Origin of the sequence: Streptomyces sp. VRA16 Mangrove soil (genome assembly GCF_017377775.1) — a bacterium.
Taxonomy (GTDB): Bacteria; Actinomycetota; Actinomycetes; order Streptomycetales; family Streptomycetaceae; genus Streptomyces.
This window is the reverse complement of record NZ_JAFVLN010000001.1, coordinates 201387-218490: the sequence shown is the minus strand read 5'-3', so window position 1 is coordinate 218490 and position 17104 is coordinate 201387. Positions and strand designations below refer to the sequence as shown.

10 protein-coding genes and 2 pseudogenes are annotated in these 17104 nt (G+C 69.3%); 6 read left to right on the top strand and 6 right to left on the bottom strand.

What is annotated here, in order from left to right:
* Window positions 1-366 precede the first annotated feature (366 nt).
* From J3486_RS00925 to J3486_RS00900, 6 genes are all read left to right on the top strand, one after another.
* Window positions 367-1359, top strand: a complete 993-nt coding sequence (locus J3486_RS00925) for a LacI family DNA-binding transcriptional regulator (RefSeq protein WP_229377485.1) — start codon at window positions 367-369, stop codon at window positions 1357-1359.
* Between the two features lie 112 nt (window positions 1360-1471).
* A complete protein-coding gene (locus J3486_RS00920) occupies window positions 1472-4438 on the top strand; it encodes a glycoside hydrolase family 2 TIM barrel-domain containing protein (protein WP_207817967.1) in 2967 nt (988 codons plus the stop codon).
* A gap of 68 nt (window positions 4439-4506) precedes the next feature.
* Window positions 4507-5814 carry an ABC transporter substrate-binding protein gene (locus tag J3486_RS00915; protein WP_207817966.1) on the top strand — a complete coding sequence of 436 codons (1308 nt, stop codon included), beginning with the start codon at window positions 4507-4509 and terminating at the stop codon, window positions 5812-5814.
* Window positions 5815-5912: 98 nt separating this feature from the next.
* A complete protein-coding gene (locus J3486_RS00910; RefSeq protein WP_207817965.1) occupies window positions 5913-6893 on the top strand; it encodes a carbohydrate ABC transporter permease in 981 nt (326 codons plus the stop codon).
* Window positions 6890-7777, top strand: coding sequence for a carbohydrate ABC transporter permease (locus tag J3486_RS00905; protein WP_207817964.1), 888 nt, complete (start codon window positions 6890-6892; stop codon window positions 7775-7777). The genes J3486_RS00910 and J3486_RS00905 overlap by 4 nt, the downstream gene beginning before the upstream one ends.
* 312 nt (window positions 7778-8089) lie before the next feature.
* Window positions 8090-8458: a hypothetical protein gene (locus J3486_RS00900; protein WP_207817963.1), complete on the top strand. Its 369-nt coding sequence runs from the start codon at window positions 8090-8092 to the stop codon at window positions 8456-8458.
* Window positions 8459-8521: 63 nt separating this feature from the next.
* Here J3486_RS00900 and J3486_RS00895 read toward each other — a convergent pair whose 3' ends face one another.
* From J3486_RS00895 to J3486_RS00870, 6 genes and pseudogenes are all read right to left on the bottom strand, one after another.
* Entirely contained in the window at window positions 8522-10474 is a 1953-nt protein-coding gene (locus J3486_RS00895) for an alpha-L-fucosidase (protein ID WP_207817962.1), read from the bottom strand.
* A 49-nt stretch (window positions 10475-10523) separates the two neighbouring features.
* Window positions 10524-11847: pseudogene (locus J3486_RS00890) on the bottom strand (glycoside hydrolase family 43 protein).
* Window positions 11848-11975: 128 nt separating this feature from the next.
* Window positions 11976-13403, bottom strand: coding sequence for a glycoside hydrolase family 43 protein (locus J3486_RS00885; RefSeq protein ID WP_207817961.1), 1428 nt, complete (start codon window positions 13401-13403; stop codon window positions 11976-11978).
* Window positions 13404-13544: 141 nt separating this feature from the next.
* A pseudogene (locus tag J3486_RS00880) lies at window positions 13545-13805 on the bottom strand (RICIN domain-containing protein); the annotation flags it as partial.
* Window positions 13806-13990: 185 nt separating this feature from the next.
* Window positions 13991-16042 carry a family 43 glycosylhydrolase gene (locus J3486_RS00875; RefSeq protein WP_207817960.1) on the bottom strand — a complete coding sequence of 684 codons (2052 nt, stop codon included), beginning with the start codon at window positions 16040-16042 and terminating at the stop codon, window positions 13991-13993.
* A gap of 238 nt (window positions 16043-16280) precedes the next feature.
* Window positions 16281-17081 (bottom strand): FadR/GntR family transcriptional regulator, encoded by an 801-nt coding sequence (locus J3486_RS00870; RefSeq protein WP_374194671.1) that lies wholly within the window; start codon window positions 17079-17081, stop codon window positions 16281-16283.
* Window positions 17082-17104: the final 23 nt, after the last annotated feature.

Below are 17104 nucleotides of genomic sequence, written 5' to 3'. Positions count from 1 at the left end.
GATACTGCGGCCGGACCGCGGCCGTTGGGCCGTCGCGGCCGAAAGGGCCACCTCCACGCGCCGAGCGCGAGGTGGGAAGCGACGTGGAGCGGTGGTGCGCGCGGTGGCCCAGGGTGACGGCACTGCGTTGACCGATCCACGTAATCGGGCGTGGCGGGGACGTTACTGCCGTATTTCCGAACCCGTCAATGCTCCGCACACGACAAGTCGCGGCAACCGTCACGACCCGCCGATGGCAACCTCGCCCTGTTCTGTAACGGCTGAATCACAGCCACGGTACGAAGCCTTGCCCCACCGTCGCGCCCGCCCTACGCTGACGCCACTTTCGTGGATCGATAAATCTTTCAGGGAGACCATGTGGTGACAATGGCGGACGTGGCCGCGAGGGCGGGGGTCACCAAGCAGACCGTCTCCAACGTGGTGTCGGGCAAGAAGGTACGGCCGGAGACCTTGGCGAAGGTGAACAAGGCGATCGCCGAACTCGGCTACAAGCCGAACCTGGTGGCGCGCTCACTGCGCACCGGCAGCACGTCGACGGTGGGCCTTTTCGTGCCGTCGGTGGCCAACGCGTTCTATTCGGAAGTGGTCGAGGAGGTGGAGAACGTCCTGGTCGGCCACGGATACAACCTGCTGCTGGCCACGACCCGCGACGACCCCGACTACACCCGGACCCACCTGGAGAACCTCACGGCCCGCTCGGTGGACGCGCTGCTGGTCGCCGGGGACAACGGCGCCGAACAGCAGCTACCGATGCTCGCCGCCGCCGACTTCCCGGTCGCGCTGTTCGCCTGGGAGGGCGACCCGCCCACCACCCTCCCGGTGGTGTCCATCGACTACCAGCACGCAGGCTTCCTGGCCGGATCCCACCTGCGGGACCTCGGGCACCGGAACGTCGCGGTGATCGCCGATCTTCCCGCGCACACTCCGCGCGTCATGGGGTTGCGCCGGGCGTTCGCCGCCGACGGGCTCGACGACCGCCAGGTGTTCGCCTGCACCAGCGACGATGCCGCCGGCGGTTTCACGGCGGCCTGCGCGGCCCTGGAGGCGGATCCGGAGCTGACGGCGATCTTCGCCACCCACGACGTCCTGGCCATCGGCGCCATAGAGGCGGTGGTCCGGTCCGGGCGGCGGGTCCCCGAGGACGTCAGCGTCGTCGGCTTCGACGACATCGCCCAAGTCGGGCGGATCCGGCCGGCCTTGACCACGGTCACCTTCCCCAAGCGCGAGATGGCCCAACAGGCCGTTGAACTACTGCTGCGCGCCATCGAGTCCGGCCGGCCGCCGACCAACGTCGTATCGCTGCTGCGCCCGACCCTGACGATCCGGGACAGCAGTGGCCCCGCCCGGGGCGACCGCTAGACGCCCACGCAGCCCGACCTGCCACGGCACACACCCCTATGGGCCGCCGGCGCAGTCCTTCCCCACCGTCTCCGGCCACCACGGGGCCTTTTGAGAGGAAACACGTCCACTGATGAACGGCCTCAATCCCCACGCCTACGTCGAGGACCGGTCGCCGGGCACCGGACGGCTGCGGCCACGCGCCGCGTTCGCCTCCGATCTGCCCACGATCACGCTCGACGGTGACTGGAGTTTCCGACTGGCGGCAGGACTGGACGACCTCACGGCGGACTTCGCCACGCCGGACTTCGACGACAGCGCCTGGGATCTGCTCGCTGTGCCGTCCTGCTGGCAGCTGACCGGCCTGCCCGGCGAGCCACGCCACGGCGCTCCCGCCTACACCAACATCGCGTACCCGTTCCCGGTCGACCCGCCGCGGGTGCCCCGGCAGAACCCGACCGGTGAGTACCGCCGCGCGTTCGACGTACCGGACGGGTTTCCGGCGTCGGCCGCCGTGCTCCGGTTCGAGGGCGTCGACTCCGCGTTCGCGGTGTGGCTCAACGGGATCCGGCTCGGTGACGGCAAGGGCAGCCGCGTGACCACCGAGTTCGACGTCTCCGCCGCGTTGCGGCCCGGCCGCAACGTCCTCGCGGTGCGCGTGCACCAGTGGTCGTCCGGCAGTTATCTGGAGGACCAGGACATGTGGTGGCTGTCCGGGATCTTCCGGTCGGTGTCCGTAGCCGCCAGCGGTATCGAGGACTTCTTCGTCCACGCCACCTTCGACCACACCACCGGGCAGGGCACCCTGGCTGTCGACGTCGCCGCCCCGTGCGGGGTGTCGCTGTCGGTGCCCGAACTCGGCATGTCCGGCGCCGATCCGGCCGGTCCCTACGTGATCGACGGCGTCGAGCCCTGGTCGGACGAGGAGCCGCGTCTGTACGCGGGGGAACTGGTCTCCGAGACCGGGGAGCGGATACCGCTGCGGATCGGCTTCCGGAGTGTGGCTGTCGTGGACGGCGTCCTGACCGTGAACGGCAGGCCGATCGCGCTGCGGGGGGTCAACCGCCACGAATGGCATCCGCTGACGGGGCGGACCCTGACCGAGGACACCATGCTCGACGACGTGCTGCTGATGAAGCGGCACAACATCAACGCGGTACGCACCGCCCACTACCCGCCCGACCACCGCTTCCTGGACCTGTGCGACGAGCACGGCCTGTGGGTGTTCTGCGAGGGCGACGTCGAGACGCACGGCTTCGAACCCGGCGGCTGGCACCGCAATCCCAGCGACGACCCCTCCTGGCGCGAGGCGTACCTGGACCGCACCGCGCGGCTGGTGGAGCGCGACAAGAACCACCCCTCGGTCATCGTCTGGTCACTGGGCAACGAGTCGGGCACCGGATCCAATCTGGCGGCCGCGGCCGCGTGGATCCGTCGGCGCGACGACAGCCGTCTGATCCACTACGAGGGAGACTGGGAGAGCTGCTCCTACGTCGACCTGTACTCCCGCATGTACATCGGCGTGAACGAACTGGCCGCCATCGGACGCGGCCAGGAGGCACCGACGGCCGATCCGGCCGACGACGCACACCGCCGCGCCCTGCCGTTCGTGCTGTGCGAGTACGGACACGCCATGGGCACCGGACCCGGCGGTCTTTCCGAGTACCAGCAGGTCATCGAGGCGCATCCGCGCCTGGCCGGTGGATTCGTCTGGGAGTGGATCGACCACGGGATCGCCCGGCTCACCGACCAGCAGGAGCCCCGCGCGTTCTACGCCTACGGCGGCGACTTCGGCGAGGAGGTCCACGACGGCAGTTTCGTCGCCGACGGGCTGCTCTTTCCCGACCGCACGCCGTCGCCGGGTCTGGTCGAGTACAAGAAGGTCGTCGAGCCGGTCCGGATCCGTATCGCCACGGCCACGCGGCAGTTCAGCGTGCACAACCTGCACCACGTCCGCGACACCGGGTACCTGGACTTCCGGTGGAGCGTCGAGGACGGCGGTGAGCCCGTGGGCTCCGGCGAACTGAAGGTGCCCTCGACCGCTCCGGGCGCGACGACCACCGGCGAATGGCCCGCGGAAGTCGCCGCCGCGCTCGACGCCGCACGCGAGAACGGCTCCGGCGGCGAGGTGTGGCTGACCGTGACCGCGGTGCTCGCCGCCGACGAGAGCTGGGCCCAGGCCGGTCACGAGATCGCCTGGGCACAGGGACGGATCGTGGCTCCCGCCGCCCCGCCCGTCCCCTCCGTGGCGGCGCCGGCACTCGCCCACGACCGGCGCATCACCCTGGGCCACGCGCAGTTCGACGCCGTCAGCGGTCAGTTGATCGCGCTCCGTGGCCTGGAGCTCGACGGGCCCAGGCTGGACATCTGGCGTGCCCCGATCGACAACGACCTGCTCAACGCGTTCGGCGAGCCGCAGATCACCGACTGGCTCGATGCCGGACTGCACCGGATGCGCCATGAGGTCCTGCGCGTCGAGCCCGACGCCCAAGGGCTCACGGTCACCGCCCGGCTCGCTGCCGCCGGATCCTCCTCGGCGCTCGGCATCGTCTACCGCTGGACGACCGGCGGCGGACCGGACGCGGGCCGGGGTCGGCTCCGGCTGGAGTGCACCGTCACCCCCCACGGGGCATGGTCGGTGCCGCTGCCCCGGCTGGGGATCGCGCTGTCGCTGCCGGGCACCGACGCCGAGGTCGACTGGTTCGGCCTGGGTCCTGGCGAGGCGTACCGCGACTCCCGTGCCGCCGCGCGCGTCGGCCGTTATCGGTCCACTGTGTCGGCGATGCAGACCCCGTATGTACGTCCGCAGGAGAACGGCAACCGCCACCGCGTCCGCCGCGCCGAGATCACCACCGCGGTCGGCACCCTGCGCATCACGGGCGACCCGGTCATCGACCTGACCGTACGTCCGTGGAGCACCGCGGCCCTGGCCGCCGCGACACACCAGCACGACCTGGTCGGCGACGGCCGACTCCATCTCCATCTCGACCACGCGCACCACGGCCTCGGCAGCGCGTCCTGCGGGCCGGGCCCGTCGGCATCGGACGTCCTGGCCGCGGTTCCGACGGTGTTCCACGTGGAGTTCAGCACGAGTCGGTAGGCAGGCCTGGCCGCCCGCCCACCGACAGTCCAGCAAAGTCAGTCCCCGTCACGAAGGGTTTCCCTCACATGGACCGCACCACCATACGCACACGCAGGCTCATGACGCTGGCCACCGCGGCCGTCATGGCATTCGGCGTCGGCGCGTGCAGCAGCGACAAGAACGACTCCGCCGAGGAATCGGGCCACAGCGGGCCGGTGAAGATGGAGTTCTGGGGGTGGGCCGGCTACGAGAAGATCGTCGATCAGTGGAACGCCGCCCACCCGGACGCCAAGGTCACCTTCAAGAAGATCCCGTCGGGCCCCAAGGGGGGCTACACCCAGATCAGCAACGCGATCACCGCCGGCAAGGGACCGTGTCTGGCCCAGATCGAGTATCAGAACCTCCCCTCGATGCTCGTGAAGAACTCGGTCATGGACATCACGAAGTACGCGAGCGACGGCATGGACAAGTACGTGCCGTCGGCCGTCTCGTCCTCCAGCGTCGGCGGCAAGATCTACGGGGTTCCGGTGGACGTCGGCCCGATGGTCCTCTACTACCGCAAGGACCTGTTCGCCAAGTACGACATCACCAAGCCGCCCGCCACCTGGGCCGCGTACAAGGCCGATGCCGAGAAGGTCAACGCGGCCGACTCCAGTGTGAAGTTCGGAACCGTGCTGGCCGACGCCGGCAGTTTGGCGTCCTTCACCCTGCAGACCGGTCAGTCCTGGTACTCGGCCAAGGGAGACAGCTGGACCGTCAGCATCGACAACTCCGGCACCCGCAAGGTCGCCTCCTACTGGCAGGACCTGAAGGACCAGGGTCTGGTGGCGAAGCACGGCAGCGCGTGGGACCCGCAGTTCAACAAGGCCTCCGAAGCCGGCAAGGTACTGACGTTCGTCGCCCCGGCCTGGGCCGCCGGCGGTCTGAAGTCGGACCTGAAGGGCGAGGCCGGCAAGTGGAGGGTCGCCCCGATGCCGACCTGGAAGGCGGGCGACGGCACGAGCGCCAGCGGCGGCGGCTCGGCCACCTCGGTGATGACCGGGTGCAAGACGCCGCGCGAAGCAGTGCAGTTCGCCGATTTTCTGTCCAGTGACCCGCAGGCCGTGAAGACGGGCATCGAAGGCGGTCTCTACCCGGCGTCGAAGGCCGGACAGGACGACCCGTCACTCACGGGCGGTGACCCGTACTTCGGCGGCCAGAAGGTCGGTGACGTGTACAAGACCTCCGCCGCGCAGGTGCCCAGCACCTGGACCAACGGCCCGACCTTCCAGCAGGTCGATACGGACTTCACCGGTGCCCTCGCCAAGGGCACGCTGCCGCAGGCGGTCACCAAGGTCCAGGCCTCGACGGTCACCGCGATCAAGAAGCTCGGACTGTCGGTCACCAACGGCTGAGGCAGCGGGACTCCCGCCGCCCTGATGGGTTCCCGCGGCCGCCCGTTTCGGACGCCGCGGGGCCGTTCCCTGACGACGAACCGCCCAGTGAGGTTTCCATGAGCAGTCCCAGCAGCACCCGGACCGCGTCACCGCCGCGGCCCGTGCCCGCGGTCACCCGCCGTGCCTCCCGCGCCGATCGGCCGCGGCGCGCCGGCCGGCGCAGCGCGTTGACCGCGTCCGGTTTCCTGGCACCGTTCGCGGTGCTCTTCCTGACCATGATGGTCGCGCCCATCGGGTACGCGATCTACCAGAGCTTCTTCACCGTCCACCGCGCCGGGCTGTTCGGCGGTGCACAGTCCACGAAGTTCGCGGGCCTGTCCAACTACGCCGACGCCCTCAGCGACCACGACTTCCTCGCGTCGATCGTCCGGGTCGTGGTGCTGGGCTGTGTCCAGGTCCCGTTCATGCTCGGCCTGGCCCTTCTGCTCGCGCTCCTGCTCGACTCCCGCTCGGCCCGGCTGCGCAAGTCCTTCCGGCTCACGTTCTTCCTGCCGTATGCGCTGCCGGGTGCGATCGCCGCGCTGATGTGGTCCTTCCTCCTGGTCAAGGACCTCTCACCGTTCACCGGACCACTGGCCCACCTCGGGGTCGACATCGACTTCCTGTCGGCGTCGTGGATTCCGGTCTCGATCGGGAACATGATCACGTGGGGCTGGACCGGCTACAACATGCTGATCATCTACTCCGCGCTCCAGACGATCCCGGCCGAGGTCCTGGAGGCCGCCGCGCTCGACGGCTGCACCGGATGGCGCCTGGCCCGGGCGGTGAAGATCCCGCTGGTGCGTCCCGCGCTGATGCTGACCACGGTCTTCTCCATCATCGGCACGGCGCAGCTGTACACCGAACCGGCCGTCCTGGTCGGCACGCGCGTCCCGGGCGCCGACCCGAAGTTCTCCCCGATCATGAACACGACCGTGACCATGGACATGGGCAGCCAGAATCTGGCCGCCGCCCAGTCCGTCGTGCTCGCGCTGATCACCCTCGTGCTCTCGTTCGGATTCCTCAAGTACAACCAGCGCAAGGGAGCGATGGCATGAGCGTGATCCCGGCCGACCGACCGACGCGACCGGCCCGACCGGCTCGCCGCGGCGCCGACATCGCCAGCAAGACCGTCGTCAACGGCCTGCTGGGCCTGATGGCCCTGTACACAGTGATCCCGCTGTGGTGGCTGTTCGTCTCCTCGACCAAGGCCTCGGGCTACCTCTACACCGGTGCACCCCTGTGGTTCTCCCACTTCGACCTGGTCACCAACATCAGGAACGTGTTCAGCTTCGAGGACGGCATCTTCCCCACCTGGCTCGCCAACAGCGCGCTGTACAGCCTCGCCGGCGCCACCGTCGGCACTCTGCTGTCCGCGATGGCCGGCTACGCGCTGTCCAAGTTCACCTTCCGCGGCCGCGAAAGCGTGTTCAACGTCATCCTCGCCTCGGTGCTCATCCCGGCGCCGATGTTCGCCCTGCCGCTGTTCCTGCTCATGGCCAAGCTCGACATCACCAACACCTACTGGTCGGTGCTGCTGCCCAGCTGCGTCAGCCCGTTCGGCGTCTATCTGTGCCGGATCTTCGCCGCGGCGTCCGTCCCGGACGAACTCCTCGAGGCCGCACGCCTCGACGGAGCGGGCGAACGCCGCACCTTCTTCCGGATCGCCCTGCCGCTGATGTCTCCGGCCCTGGTCACCGTCTTCCTGTTCCAGTTCGTCGGCATCTGGAACAACTACCTGCTGCCCTCCCTCATGCTCAACTCCCCCTCACTGCAGCCTGTCACGGTGGGCCTGGTGCAGTGGGGCTCGGAGAAGGCGAGCGGCGTGCCGACGCTGCTGCCGATCACCGGTGCGTTCCTGTCCCTGATCCCGCTGCTCGTCGCCTTCGTCTGTCTCCAGCGGTTCTGGCGCCAGGGCCTGACCGCAGGCGCCGTCAAGTAGCGCCACGTCCAGGAGGACTCGGTCGACCCTCGCGAGAAGCGCCCGGTGCGGCGTGACCTCGCCTGCCGTGCACGGGAGCCGAACCAGTTCGGCCTGAACCGCCGGCGCGATGAGAACGGCCGACACGGACCTCGAACTCGTCGTCCGCGGCTCCTCCAACTCCGGGCTGCCGACCTTCGGCACGGCACGCCACGGCGAGACGCCCGTCGTCGCTGCCGTCGCGACCGTCGACGAGGACCGGGCCGCGGTCTTCCTCCTCAACCGCGGGCTCACGCAGGTCCCTCAGGTCACGGTCGAGGTACGCCGCCGCCGGTGTCGTGGACTGCGATTGCGCCGGGACGGACCGGCCAGGAGGATCCTGCGGACGGGTGGCGCGGCGCCGGACGACTTGTCGTGGGCCAGGGGCAGAAGCCGTACGTCACCGCGCCGATTGGTCAGCGCAAGGCGCCGCGCGAGAGCGAGACCATGCCACGCGGCGACCATGGCCCGCGCCTCCTGGAACAGCGGGGGCCCACGATCGTCGGCGTCGCCCCGTTCTCCACCGACGGAGCGCCGGTGCTGAGCCACGTACAGGGAGTGGACCGACGCGTCTTCCACCGCCGGCTCATCGGTGACACCTGCGGCATCGTCGCGGCCGGGCCGGTGGTGGCCTGGGGCGCGGTCGCGCTGCCCCGGTCCTGACCGTCTGCGCCGGGGTCCGGCGGTGGGGCGGTACCTTCAGCGCGCGCCCCACCGCCGGGACCCTCACAAGGCGATGATCTGCCACTGCTGCCATGGCAGTGCCGCGTACGGCTGTTGTTCGATGGCCGCGCCGTCGGCGGTGCTCCCCTCGTCGACGGCGAGGCAGAGGCCGCTGTAGCGGTTGATGAGGAAGGAGAAGCCGTCGCCGGTGGGTCTGACGGCCCAGTGTTGTTGCGGTGCGTCCGCGTCCGACCAGATGCCGACCGTGCCGCCGTCGGCGCGGGAGAGCGCCGAGACCTCCATCAGCTTGCCGCTGCCCACGCCCTTGATCTCGTAGTAGCCGTCGCCGGTGGAGGCGAAGGTCCACTTCTGGTTGTTCGCGGCACGCCACGGCCACAGGATGACGCTGGTGTTGTTCGCGGTGCCCCCGGCCTTCACGTCGGCGACCTTGCCGCTGTGCCGGGCGGCGAGCCGGTAGACGGTGCCGTCGCCGGGCAGCGTGGTGGACACCAGGGCCGGCTTGGCCGTCCGGCCGCCGATGTGGACGCCGCCCATGTTGGCGTAGCCGCCGGCGGCGGCGTTCGCCTGGAACCGTACGAAGCCGGCGTCGCGGGCGGGCCATTCGGCCATCTTGGTGGCGCGGTCGGCGGTCCAGGTGCCGGTGGCGACCTGGGTGAAGTTCGTGCCGTCGGTGCTCGTGGAGACGGTGTACGAGGTGATGTCCCCGTCGGCGGTGTCGGTGCGGTTCCACTGCTTGGGCAGGTACTCCAGGGTGGAGATGTTGCTCCACACGCCGCCGAGATCGATCGTGATCGAGTGCGGCAGGGCCGGCGAGAGGCCCCAAGTGGACCAGCAGGTCTCGTAGGTGCGGTCGCTCAGGCCGTCGATGGCGTTCAGCGGGCCCTCGCCCGTGCGGAATCCGGTCGCGTACGCGCTGACGGGCGTCACCGGGTGTTCGGCGCGCGGCAGCTGCCGCGGCAGCGGTGGCCGGGAGAGGTCGGGGCTCCAGGCCGCCCCGACTTCGGCGAGCCGGTTGACGATGTTGGTGTCCAGCCTGCCGTCGCGGTTGGGCGGGCAGTTGAGGATGAACGAGGTGTACTTCGGCTCCAGATCCGCCAGGTGGGACAGGATCGCGTCCCTGCTCATCGGGTTGTCGGTCGCTGTCCTCGGATGCCAGAACCAGCCCCAGCTGATCGTCTGCCCCTGGGTGGCGGCATAGGTGTTCCCCGTCGGCGCGGAGACGCCCAACGGCTCCTCGAAGTAGATCGCGTCACCCAGGAAGGGAACCGACAGCGCGCCGTGGTCGATCATGACGATGTCCGGCTGGAGGGACTTCACGTGCTCGCGGATGCGCTGGTACGAGACGGCCTGCTGCCCCATCTGCCACCCGTAGCCGTCGGTGACGAGCACGTCGATGGTGCCGTAGTTGGTGAGCAGTTCGGTGAGCTGGCCGAGGATGAAGGTCATGTCGCTGGGCTGGACGGCATCGGTGACTTCGAGTCCGGACACCTTGTGCCGGCTCTCCCACGCCTCGACTCCGTAGGTGCGGTCCCATATCGAGTAGTAGAACCCGACCCTCAGCCCCTGCGCCCGGAACGCGTCACAGTACGCCTTCACCACGTCCTGCTTGTAGCCGCTGTTCGCGACGTTCTGGGTGCCATAGGCGCTCGGCCACAGGGCGAAGCCGTCGTGGTGCTTGGTCGTGAGGATGCCGTAGCTCATCTTCGCCGCCCTGGCGGCGGCCGCCCACTGGGCGCAATCCACGGCCGTGGGGGCGAACAGGGCGGGGTTCTGGTTCGGGGCGGCCCACTCCTGGTCGGTGAAGGTGCCCAGGCTGAAGTGGTTGAACATGCCGAACCGCATGTTCACCAACTTCTCCAGGTTGGTCTGGGGGTCTGCGGCGGCCGCCTGCGCCACAAAGGGCGTCAGCGCGGGGAGCGTCGGCAGAGCGGTCGCGGCCACGGCGGCGCTCGCGGCACCCAGCAGGGTGCGACGGGAGAGTCTTCCTGAGGACATGGGTGTACTCCGTTCAGTTCGGGTGAGGTCCGGCGAAGTCCTTGGTCTCTCAGTAGCCCAGGCAGAACGTGGCGTCGGCCCGGCCCACCGCGGTGGTGATCGGGTCGATGCGCAGCGCGTAGTCGTAGTGGCGGATGTAGCGGTCGGGGTGGCTGTGGGAGCGGAACGACGTCCAGGACGCGTCGGCGAGCCCGGCGGTCCGGTGGAAGGTGGCGTCCTGTGCGAAGCGCGGGGTGCCGTCGTTCACGTCAAGACGAAGCAGGTAGTACGAGTGCCGCAGGTAGCGGGTGGGGTGGCTGACAGACTGGAAGGAGACACCCGAGGCGTCCGCGAGGCCGGGCACCAGCTTCCATTGCGCGTCGGTGTACGGGTCGAACGGATAGGGGTCGATGCGGCCGAGGTAGTCGGCGTGCCGCCAGAACCGGTCCGGAAAGTTGTAGGACTTCAGCCGGTTCCAGTCGGGCCTGCCCCACCGGGCGACCAGGCCGTCGTACACCGCTGGGGAGATCGGCTGGACAGTGGCGTGCTTCGAGTTCAGCGGCTGGGTGTAGACGCGCCGGTCGGTCGCGGTCCAGGTGCCGGTGGACAGATCGTCGGTCTGCCAGGCGTAGAACAGTGCGTTGGCGTCTCCCCACAGGTACCAGGTGCCGTCGGCCTGGGCGAGGATCGGGGCCTCGATGCCTCCCTGGGGGGCCAGGCCCGGGGTGAACACGGTGAAGCTGCCGGGTTCGAGGGAGCTGGACCTCGCCCCGACGAGGCGGTTGCGGGCTTTGAAGTACAGGTAGTTGACGCCGCCGCTGTTCATGGCGAGGGAGCCGTCGATGACGTCGTACCCCGGATCGAAGAAGACCTGGGGCGGCGTGACCGTGCGGAAGTCCGTGGTGTAGTTCACCATGATCACGTTGTGGCCGCTGCTGTTGACGGCCGAGTAGATGATCGCGAACTGGCCGCGCGACGCGTCCCAGAACGCTTCGGGCGCCCAGCTGTGCGTGTCCATCTCGTGCAGCTTCAGCAGCCGGTAGTTGTCAAAGGAGCGCAGGTCGGCGGAGTCCCATACGTGGATGACCTGACTCTCCGTCCTGCTTGGGCAGGATGAACGGGTCGCGCAGCCCGCCGTCACCGCCGGTGGGGGTGACGACGGGCTTGTTCTGGTTCAGCGGCATCCACTGGAGTGCGTCGGTGCTGACGGCCAGGTGCAGGCCGTAGCTCGTGCCGAGACCTCTGGGTGATTCTGTGAAGTAGCCCATGACGTACGGGGAGCCGGCCGCGGCCCTCGACGGCCGGCCGGCGCTCAGCACGCCGGTCATGGCCAGGGGCACGGTTGCCGCCATGCCGAGGAACAGCCTGCGCGAGGGACGGGGGATGGTGCTCATCTCATGCCTTCCAGCCGAGGGAGGTGCCGGCTCGGTCATGAAGAACTCCTTCGTGTGTGGTGGGGGGGTGAACTGGACTGCGGGGGCGGGGGGGGGAGCGGGCCTCCCCTGCCGCCGTCGCCTGCGGGTCAGTTCGTCACGTGGAAGGTGGCGTCGCTGCGGCCGGTCGCCGTGGTGATCGGGTCGAGGCGCAGCTGGTACGCGTAGTGGCGGATGTACCGGTCGGGGTGGTTGTACGACTGGAAGGACGACCAGGACGCGTCGGCGAGGCCCGGGACCTGGCGGAAGGTGGCGTCCGCCGCGAACTGGGCGGTGCCGTCGTCGCGGACCAGTTGGAAGTCGTAGTTCGCGTGCCGCAGGAAGTAGCCGGGGAAGTTCACCGACTCGAAGGAGACCGTGCCGGTGCCCACGAGGCCTGGTCTGGGCCGGAACTGGGCGTCCTCGGCGGGGCTGACGGCGGGGTCGATGCGCACGTCGAAGTTGGCGTGCCGCACGTAGCGGTCCTGATAGTTGTACGACTGGAGCCGCTTGGCGGGTGTGTGGGGCCAGCGGGCGAGCACCCGGCTCTCCTCGGCGGCGGTGAGCGTCGTGATCGCGCCATGGCGCTTCGCGGTGCCGCCCATGTCGTAGCTCTCCGGTGGCAGGATCCGGTAGTCGGCGACCGTGAACGGGTCGGTCGTCAGGATCGGCCGGTACTCGCGTACGCCTTGCGGGCTGTTGTAGTCGATGTAGAGCGCCCACTCGTCGCGGTCCCTGAACTTCATCCACACCGGGCCTTCGACCACATTCCCGGTGAGGCCCAGGCTGGAAAGGGTGCCGAGGTCGGTCCAGGTCCCCAGGATCGAGTTGCTGCCCTCGACCGAGTTCCGGCCGTCGCCGGAGACCCGTATGTAGCGGTATTTCCCGGCTCCGGCGGGCACCTCGGTCATCTGGGTGTCGACGACCGGGGTGGTGCCGGGCGGGTCGATCCAGATCCGGGGGGTGGTGATCGTGCGGAAGTCCGTGGTGCGGGCGTAGTAGATGCGGTATTTGAGGACGCCGTTCACGGTGGCGTTCGTGGCCCAGTACAGGACGTAGTCGTTGGTCTCGGGGTTCCAGATCGCCTCCGGTGCCCAGGCGTTGCGCCCGTCGGGGATGGCGCCGGCGACGTTGAGCAGCCGCGGCTCGGACCAGGTGACCAGGTCTGTCGACTCCCACACCACGAGGCTGGGGCTGCCGTTCTCGTACGTGGAGCCGCAGCGGACGCACAGGTCCGTCGCGATGATCCAGTAGCGGCTTCCGTCGGGCGAGCGGATCAGTGCGGGGTCGCGCACCCCCTTCGTCCCGATCGTGGAGCGCAGGATCGGTGCTCCGCCGTTGAGGTCGTTCCAGTGCAGGCCGTCCGTGCTGTGCGCGAGGTACAGCTGCTGGCCGGTTGCCGAGTCGCCGGTGAAGTGCACCATGAGATAGCCGGGTTCGGCGGCCTCGGCTCGCTGGTGCGCGTCGAGGGCCGGTGTGGTGAAGAGCAGGCCGACGGCGACGAGGATCGCCGCCAGTCGGCGCAGGACCGCGGGCATGAGCATCTCCTGTGTTTCTGCGGGTGGGTGCGGAGCGCTGTGCAGGTCTGAAGGCCGTGCTGGGCGGGCCGGGGGGAAGTCGACGTGCGTTCCCGCGCCCGTCGCGGCGTGGGGATGTGCGCTCTACTTCTTCCGGCCCGCTCAGTTCCGTACGATGCGCCACCGGTTGTCGGCCGTGCCGTCGTCCGGGGTCTGCACCGCGAACGCGCCGACGGCGGTTCAGTCGTCCGCGATGGCGAGCAGCTTGCCGCTGTGCACGTGGCGGATCTTGTAGGTTCCGTCGCCCTGGTCGAGGAGCGTCCACCGGTGGTCGGCGGTGCCGTTGTCCGACCACGGCAGGACGGTCGCTCCGTCGGCCGTGTACATGTCCTGGATGCCGAGGACCCGACCGCTGCCGACGTTGGACATCGTGCACCTTTCGGAGACGAGCGGCTTGTCGTGACGCGGTGCTGGTCGGTGACGCGAGAGCGCCGCCCCGGGCATCGCTGGGCCGGGCCGCGGGGGTCGCCAGAGCTCGGGCCTAACTCCACAGGGCCCTTGGCGCGGGACCGGCGGATCAGGCAGGGGGCGCGGTGGCCTCGTACGCGCTAACCGGTGACGCGCTGAAACGTCCAGTGCTGGTTGGTGCTGCCCCGGTCGGAGTACTGGATCAGCGCGGCGCCGGCGGCCGTGCTGCCTCCGCTGACGTCGAGGACCTTGCCGCTGTTGCGGTTGACCACGACGAACGCGCCCCCGGTCAGCGGGCGCAGTTGCCATTGCTGGCTGGTGCGGCCGTCCGCGGTCGTCTGCACGATCCGCGCGCCGTCCGCCGTCGAGGAGCCCGCTACGTCCAGGACCTTCCCGCTGCGGACGCAGGTGATGGTGTGGTAGCCGTCCGCCGTGGCCTGGAAGGTCCACTGCTGGTTCGTTCCGCCGGTGTCGCGCCACTGGATCAGGCCGGCGCCGTGCGCGACCGACGCACCGGCGACGTCGGCGACTTTGCCGCTGCGCACGCTGACGCACTTGTAGGCCCGGGTGGGGGCGACGGTGTAGCACACCGAGTCGATGTCGACGTAGCCGGTGTTGTCGGGGTTGTAGGTGTACAGGCCGATCCGGTCGCCGCGGTAGCCGCCCCAGGTGAGCTGGTAGGTGGGGCCGACGTCGGTGAAGGTGCTCCCGTCGAGGCTGTAGGAGAAGCGGCTCATCCCGTTCACGTCCCAACTGGTGCGCAGCCAGACAGCGTTCTGGGTGATGTCCGGCCCGTAGGTCAGGGTGCCGCCGGCGTTGTGCGCGAGCGTGGTGGTGCTCCCGGTGCGCTTCACCCCCAGTCCGGCATACGTCGCTGCGTAGTGGCACAGCCCGGCGTGCTGACCGTCGGCGAGGCCGGCCAGTTCCAGGCGTACCGTCACGGTCGCGCCTCCGGCCGTGCGCAGTGCGCGCTGGGTGAGGGTGTTGCCCACCTTCATCAGATGGTCGGCCGCCAGAGGTGCGAAGGCTTTCAGGCGCAGATAGCCGGGACGCTCGGTCAACGACCAGTGATCCGCACGCGGTTGGTAGTACCACTCCCACTGCGGCTTGAGGCTGCTCGCGGTGAACAGGTCGCTCGTCACCACCGGCGGCAGTGCGTCGAGGGGCAGACCGGGTGTGCCGCCGGCGGGCACCTTGCCCGACCACGTCATGGTGCCGATGCCGTCCGTGCCCACGGTGCCCAGGATCGGCCAGCCGTCCACCCAGGTGACCGGCAGCAGCGACAGGACGCGGCCCTCCCAGTCACCATGGCCGTGATGGGTCACGAAGTACCACGCGCCGTCCGGTGCCTGCACCAGTCCGCCCTGGTTGGGCTCGCGGTCCACCGAAGAGCTGACGTGCAGCAACTGCCGCGTCTCGTACGGGCCGTAGAGGCTGCTGCCGCGGTGCATCATCAGCACCCGGCCCTCGGGCTTCACCTCGCTGTACAGGTGGTAGTACAGGCCGTTGATCTTGTACAGCTTGTTGGCTTCGCTGCCCGACGACTGGTGGATGACCGTGGGTGAGCCGACCAGCGACTTCCCGTCCTCGGACAGCTTGAAGAGATTGATCTTGTAGCCGTCCGAGTAGTGGCTGGTGACCAGGTAGCCCTGGCCGTCGTCGTCCCAGAACGGGCACGGGTCGTCCCAGCCCGAGGTGCGCCACACCGAGGTCAGCGGATCCCACGGTCCGGCCGGGGAGGGGGCCGATGTCATGAAGAAGCCTTCGTCGGGCGTGTTGAAGTACACCCAGTAGCGCCCCGCGTGGAAGCGGATGGCACCGGCCCACACGCCGCGGCCGTAGCGGTTCATGCGGTCCCAGTTCAGCTCCGGCCCGATCCGGGTCACGTCACCGACCGCGTTGCCGACCGTACGCCAGCTGACCAGGTCCTTCGAGTGCAGCACCGCGACACCGGGCGAGTACCCGAACGTGCTGGTGATTCCGTAGTAGTCGTCACCGACCCGGATGCAGTCCCAGTCGCTGAAATCGCCCGGGAGAATCGGGTTGGCGTAGGTGCCGTCGCCCTGATCGCCCCAGGTGCCGTCCCATGGCGCGGCCGCCGCTGCCCTGGCCGGGGGCAGCAGGCCCGGCAGCATGAGTGCCCCGGTACCGACCGCGGCGAGTCGGCCGAGGTGTCGTCTTGTGATGTCCACGGTTCGTCCTCCGTCAGACGTTTCTGCGCAGGTACGTGCGTCGGGAACGCGTGAGGTGGTGAGCATGGGGTTCCTGCGGGAAACGGAACCGACCTCACGCCCCATGTGTCCGGGATTTCGAATAACCGTCGAAGAGTCGGACACAACGGCGCCGAACGTAGGCGGCGCCCTGTGCGGAAGTCAACGCCCGTGACAGCTTTCGACCGAAGTCCCGTACCGCGAACGAGATATCGAACCGTTAACGCTGACCGAAAAGGCGCCACTGGATCTCGCGCCGGTAGTCCTCCAAGGTCCGGTCCAGGTGCACCGCGGTGGCCTGAGCGGCCTCCTCGGGCCGGCCGTCACGGATGGCCCGGTAGATCGCCTCGTGCTCCTCGACCGCCAACTCGGCGTTCTCGCCGAGCGTGTCATGGATGCCGATGGCACTGGACTGGCGCTGCAGCCGCCGCGCGTCGCGTACCGCGCTGACCAGGAACGCGTTGTGCGAGGCCACGGAGACGGCCGCGTGGAAGTCGTCGTCCGCCCGGTTGAACACGTCGACCGCGCCGTGGGCGAACCCGTGCCGGCACTGCTCCACGGCCACCTCGATGGTGCGCAGTTCGGCTGGGGTGGCACGGGTGGCCGCCAGGCTGCTGGCGGACATCTCCTGAACCCGGCGGAACTCGAACAGCATCAGCACATGGTCGATGTCGACGGGCCGGAAGAAGCCTCCCCAGCGGCTGGTGACGAGCATGCCTTCGTCGTCCGCGACGAACAGGCCCCTGCCCTTGTGGGCCCGGACGCGGCCCAGCGCCGAGAGAATCTTCACGGCCTCCCGCACCACCGCCCTGCTGGTGCCCAGCATCTGCGCCAGGTCCACCTCGGTCGGCAGCCGGTCGCCCGCCACCAGCCGCTGCGCGGCGATGTGTTCGAGGATCCGCTCCGCCACGATCTCGTATCCGGGCCGGTAGCCGCGCTCCTCGCCCACGCCGTTCTGGGCGAGCGCGGTCGGCAGGATCCCGGCCGGCGACGCCGCCTCGCGCTCTGGCATGTCGTCCATCTGTACGTCCTCCCGGATGGCTG

Coding starts and splice junctions, on each gene's coding strand:
- J3486_RS00910 (WP_207817965.1), top strand. CDS start 5,913: ATGAGCAGTCCCAGCAGCACCCGGACCGCGTCACCGCCGCGGCCCGTG.
- J3486_RS00905 (WP_207817964.1), top strand. CDS start 6,890: ATGAGCGTGATCCCGGCCGACCGACCGACGCGACCGGCCCGACCGGCT.
- J3486_RS00895 (WP_207817962.1), bottom strand. CDS start 10,474: ATGTCCTCAGGAAGACTCTCCCGTCGCACCCTGCTGGGTGCCGCGAGC.
- J3486_RS00920 (WP_207817967.1), top strand. CDS start 1,472: ATGAACGGCCTCAATCCCCACGCCTACGTCGAGGACCGGTCGCCGGGC.
- J3486_RS00925 (WP_229377485.1), top strand. CDS start 367: ATGGCGGACGTGGCCGCGAGGGCGGGGGTCACCAAGCAGACCGTCTCC.
- J3486_RS00870 (WP_374194671.1), bottom strand. CDS start 17,081: ATGGACGACATGCCAGAGCGCGAGGCGGCGTCGCCGGCCGGGATCCTG.
- J3486_RS00885 (WP_207817961.1), bottom strand. CDS start 13,403: ATGCCCGCGGTCCTGCGCCGACTGGCGGCGATCCTCGTCGCCGTCGGC.
- J3486_RS00915 (WP_207817966.1), top strand. CDS start 4,507: ATGGACCGCACCACCATACGCACACGCAGGCTCATGACGCTGGCCACC.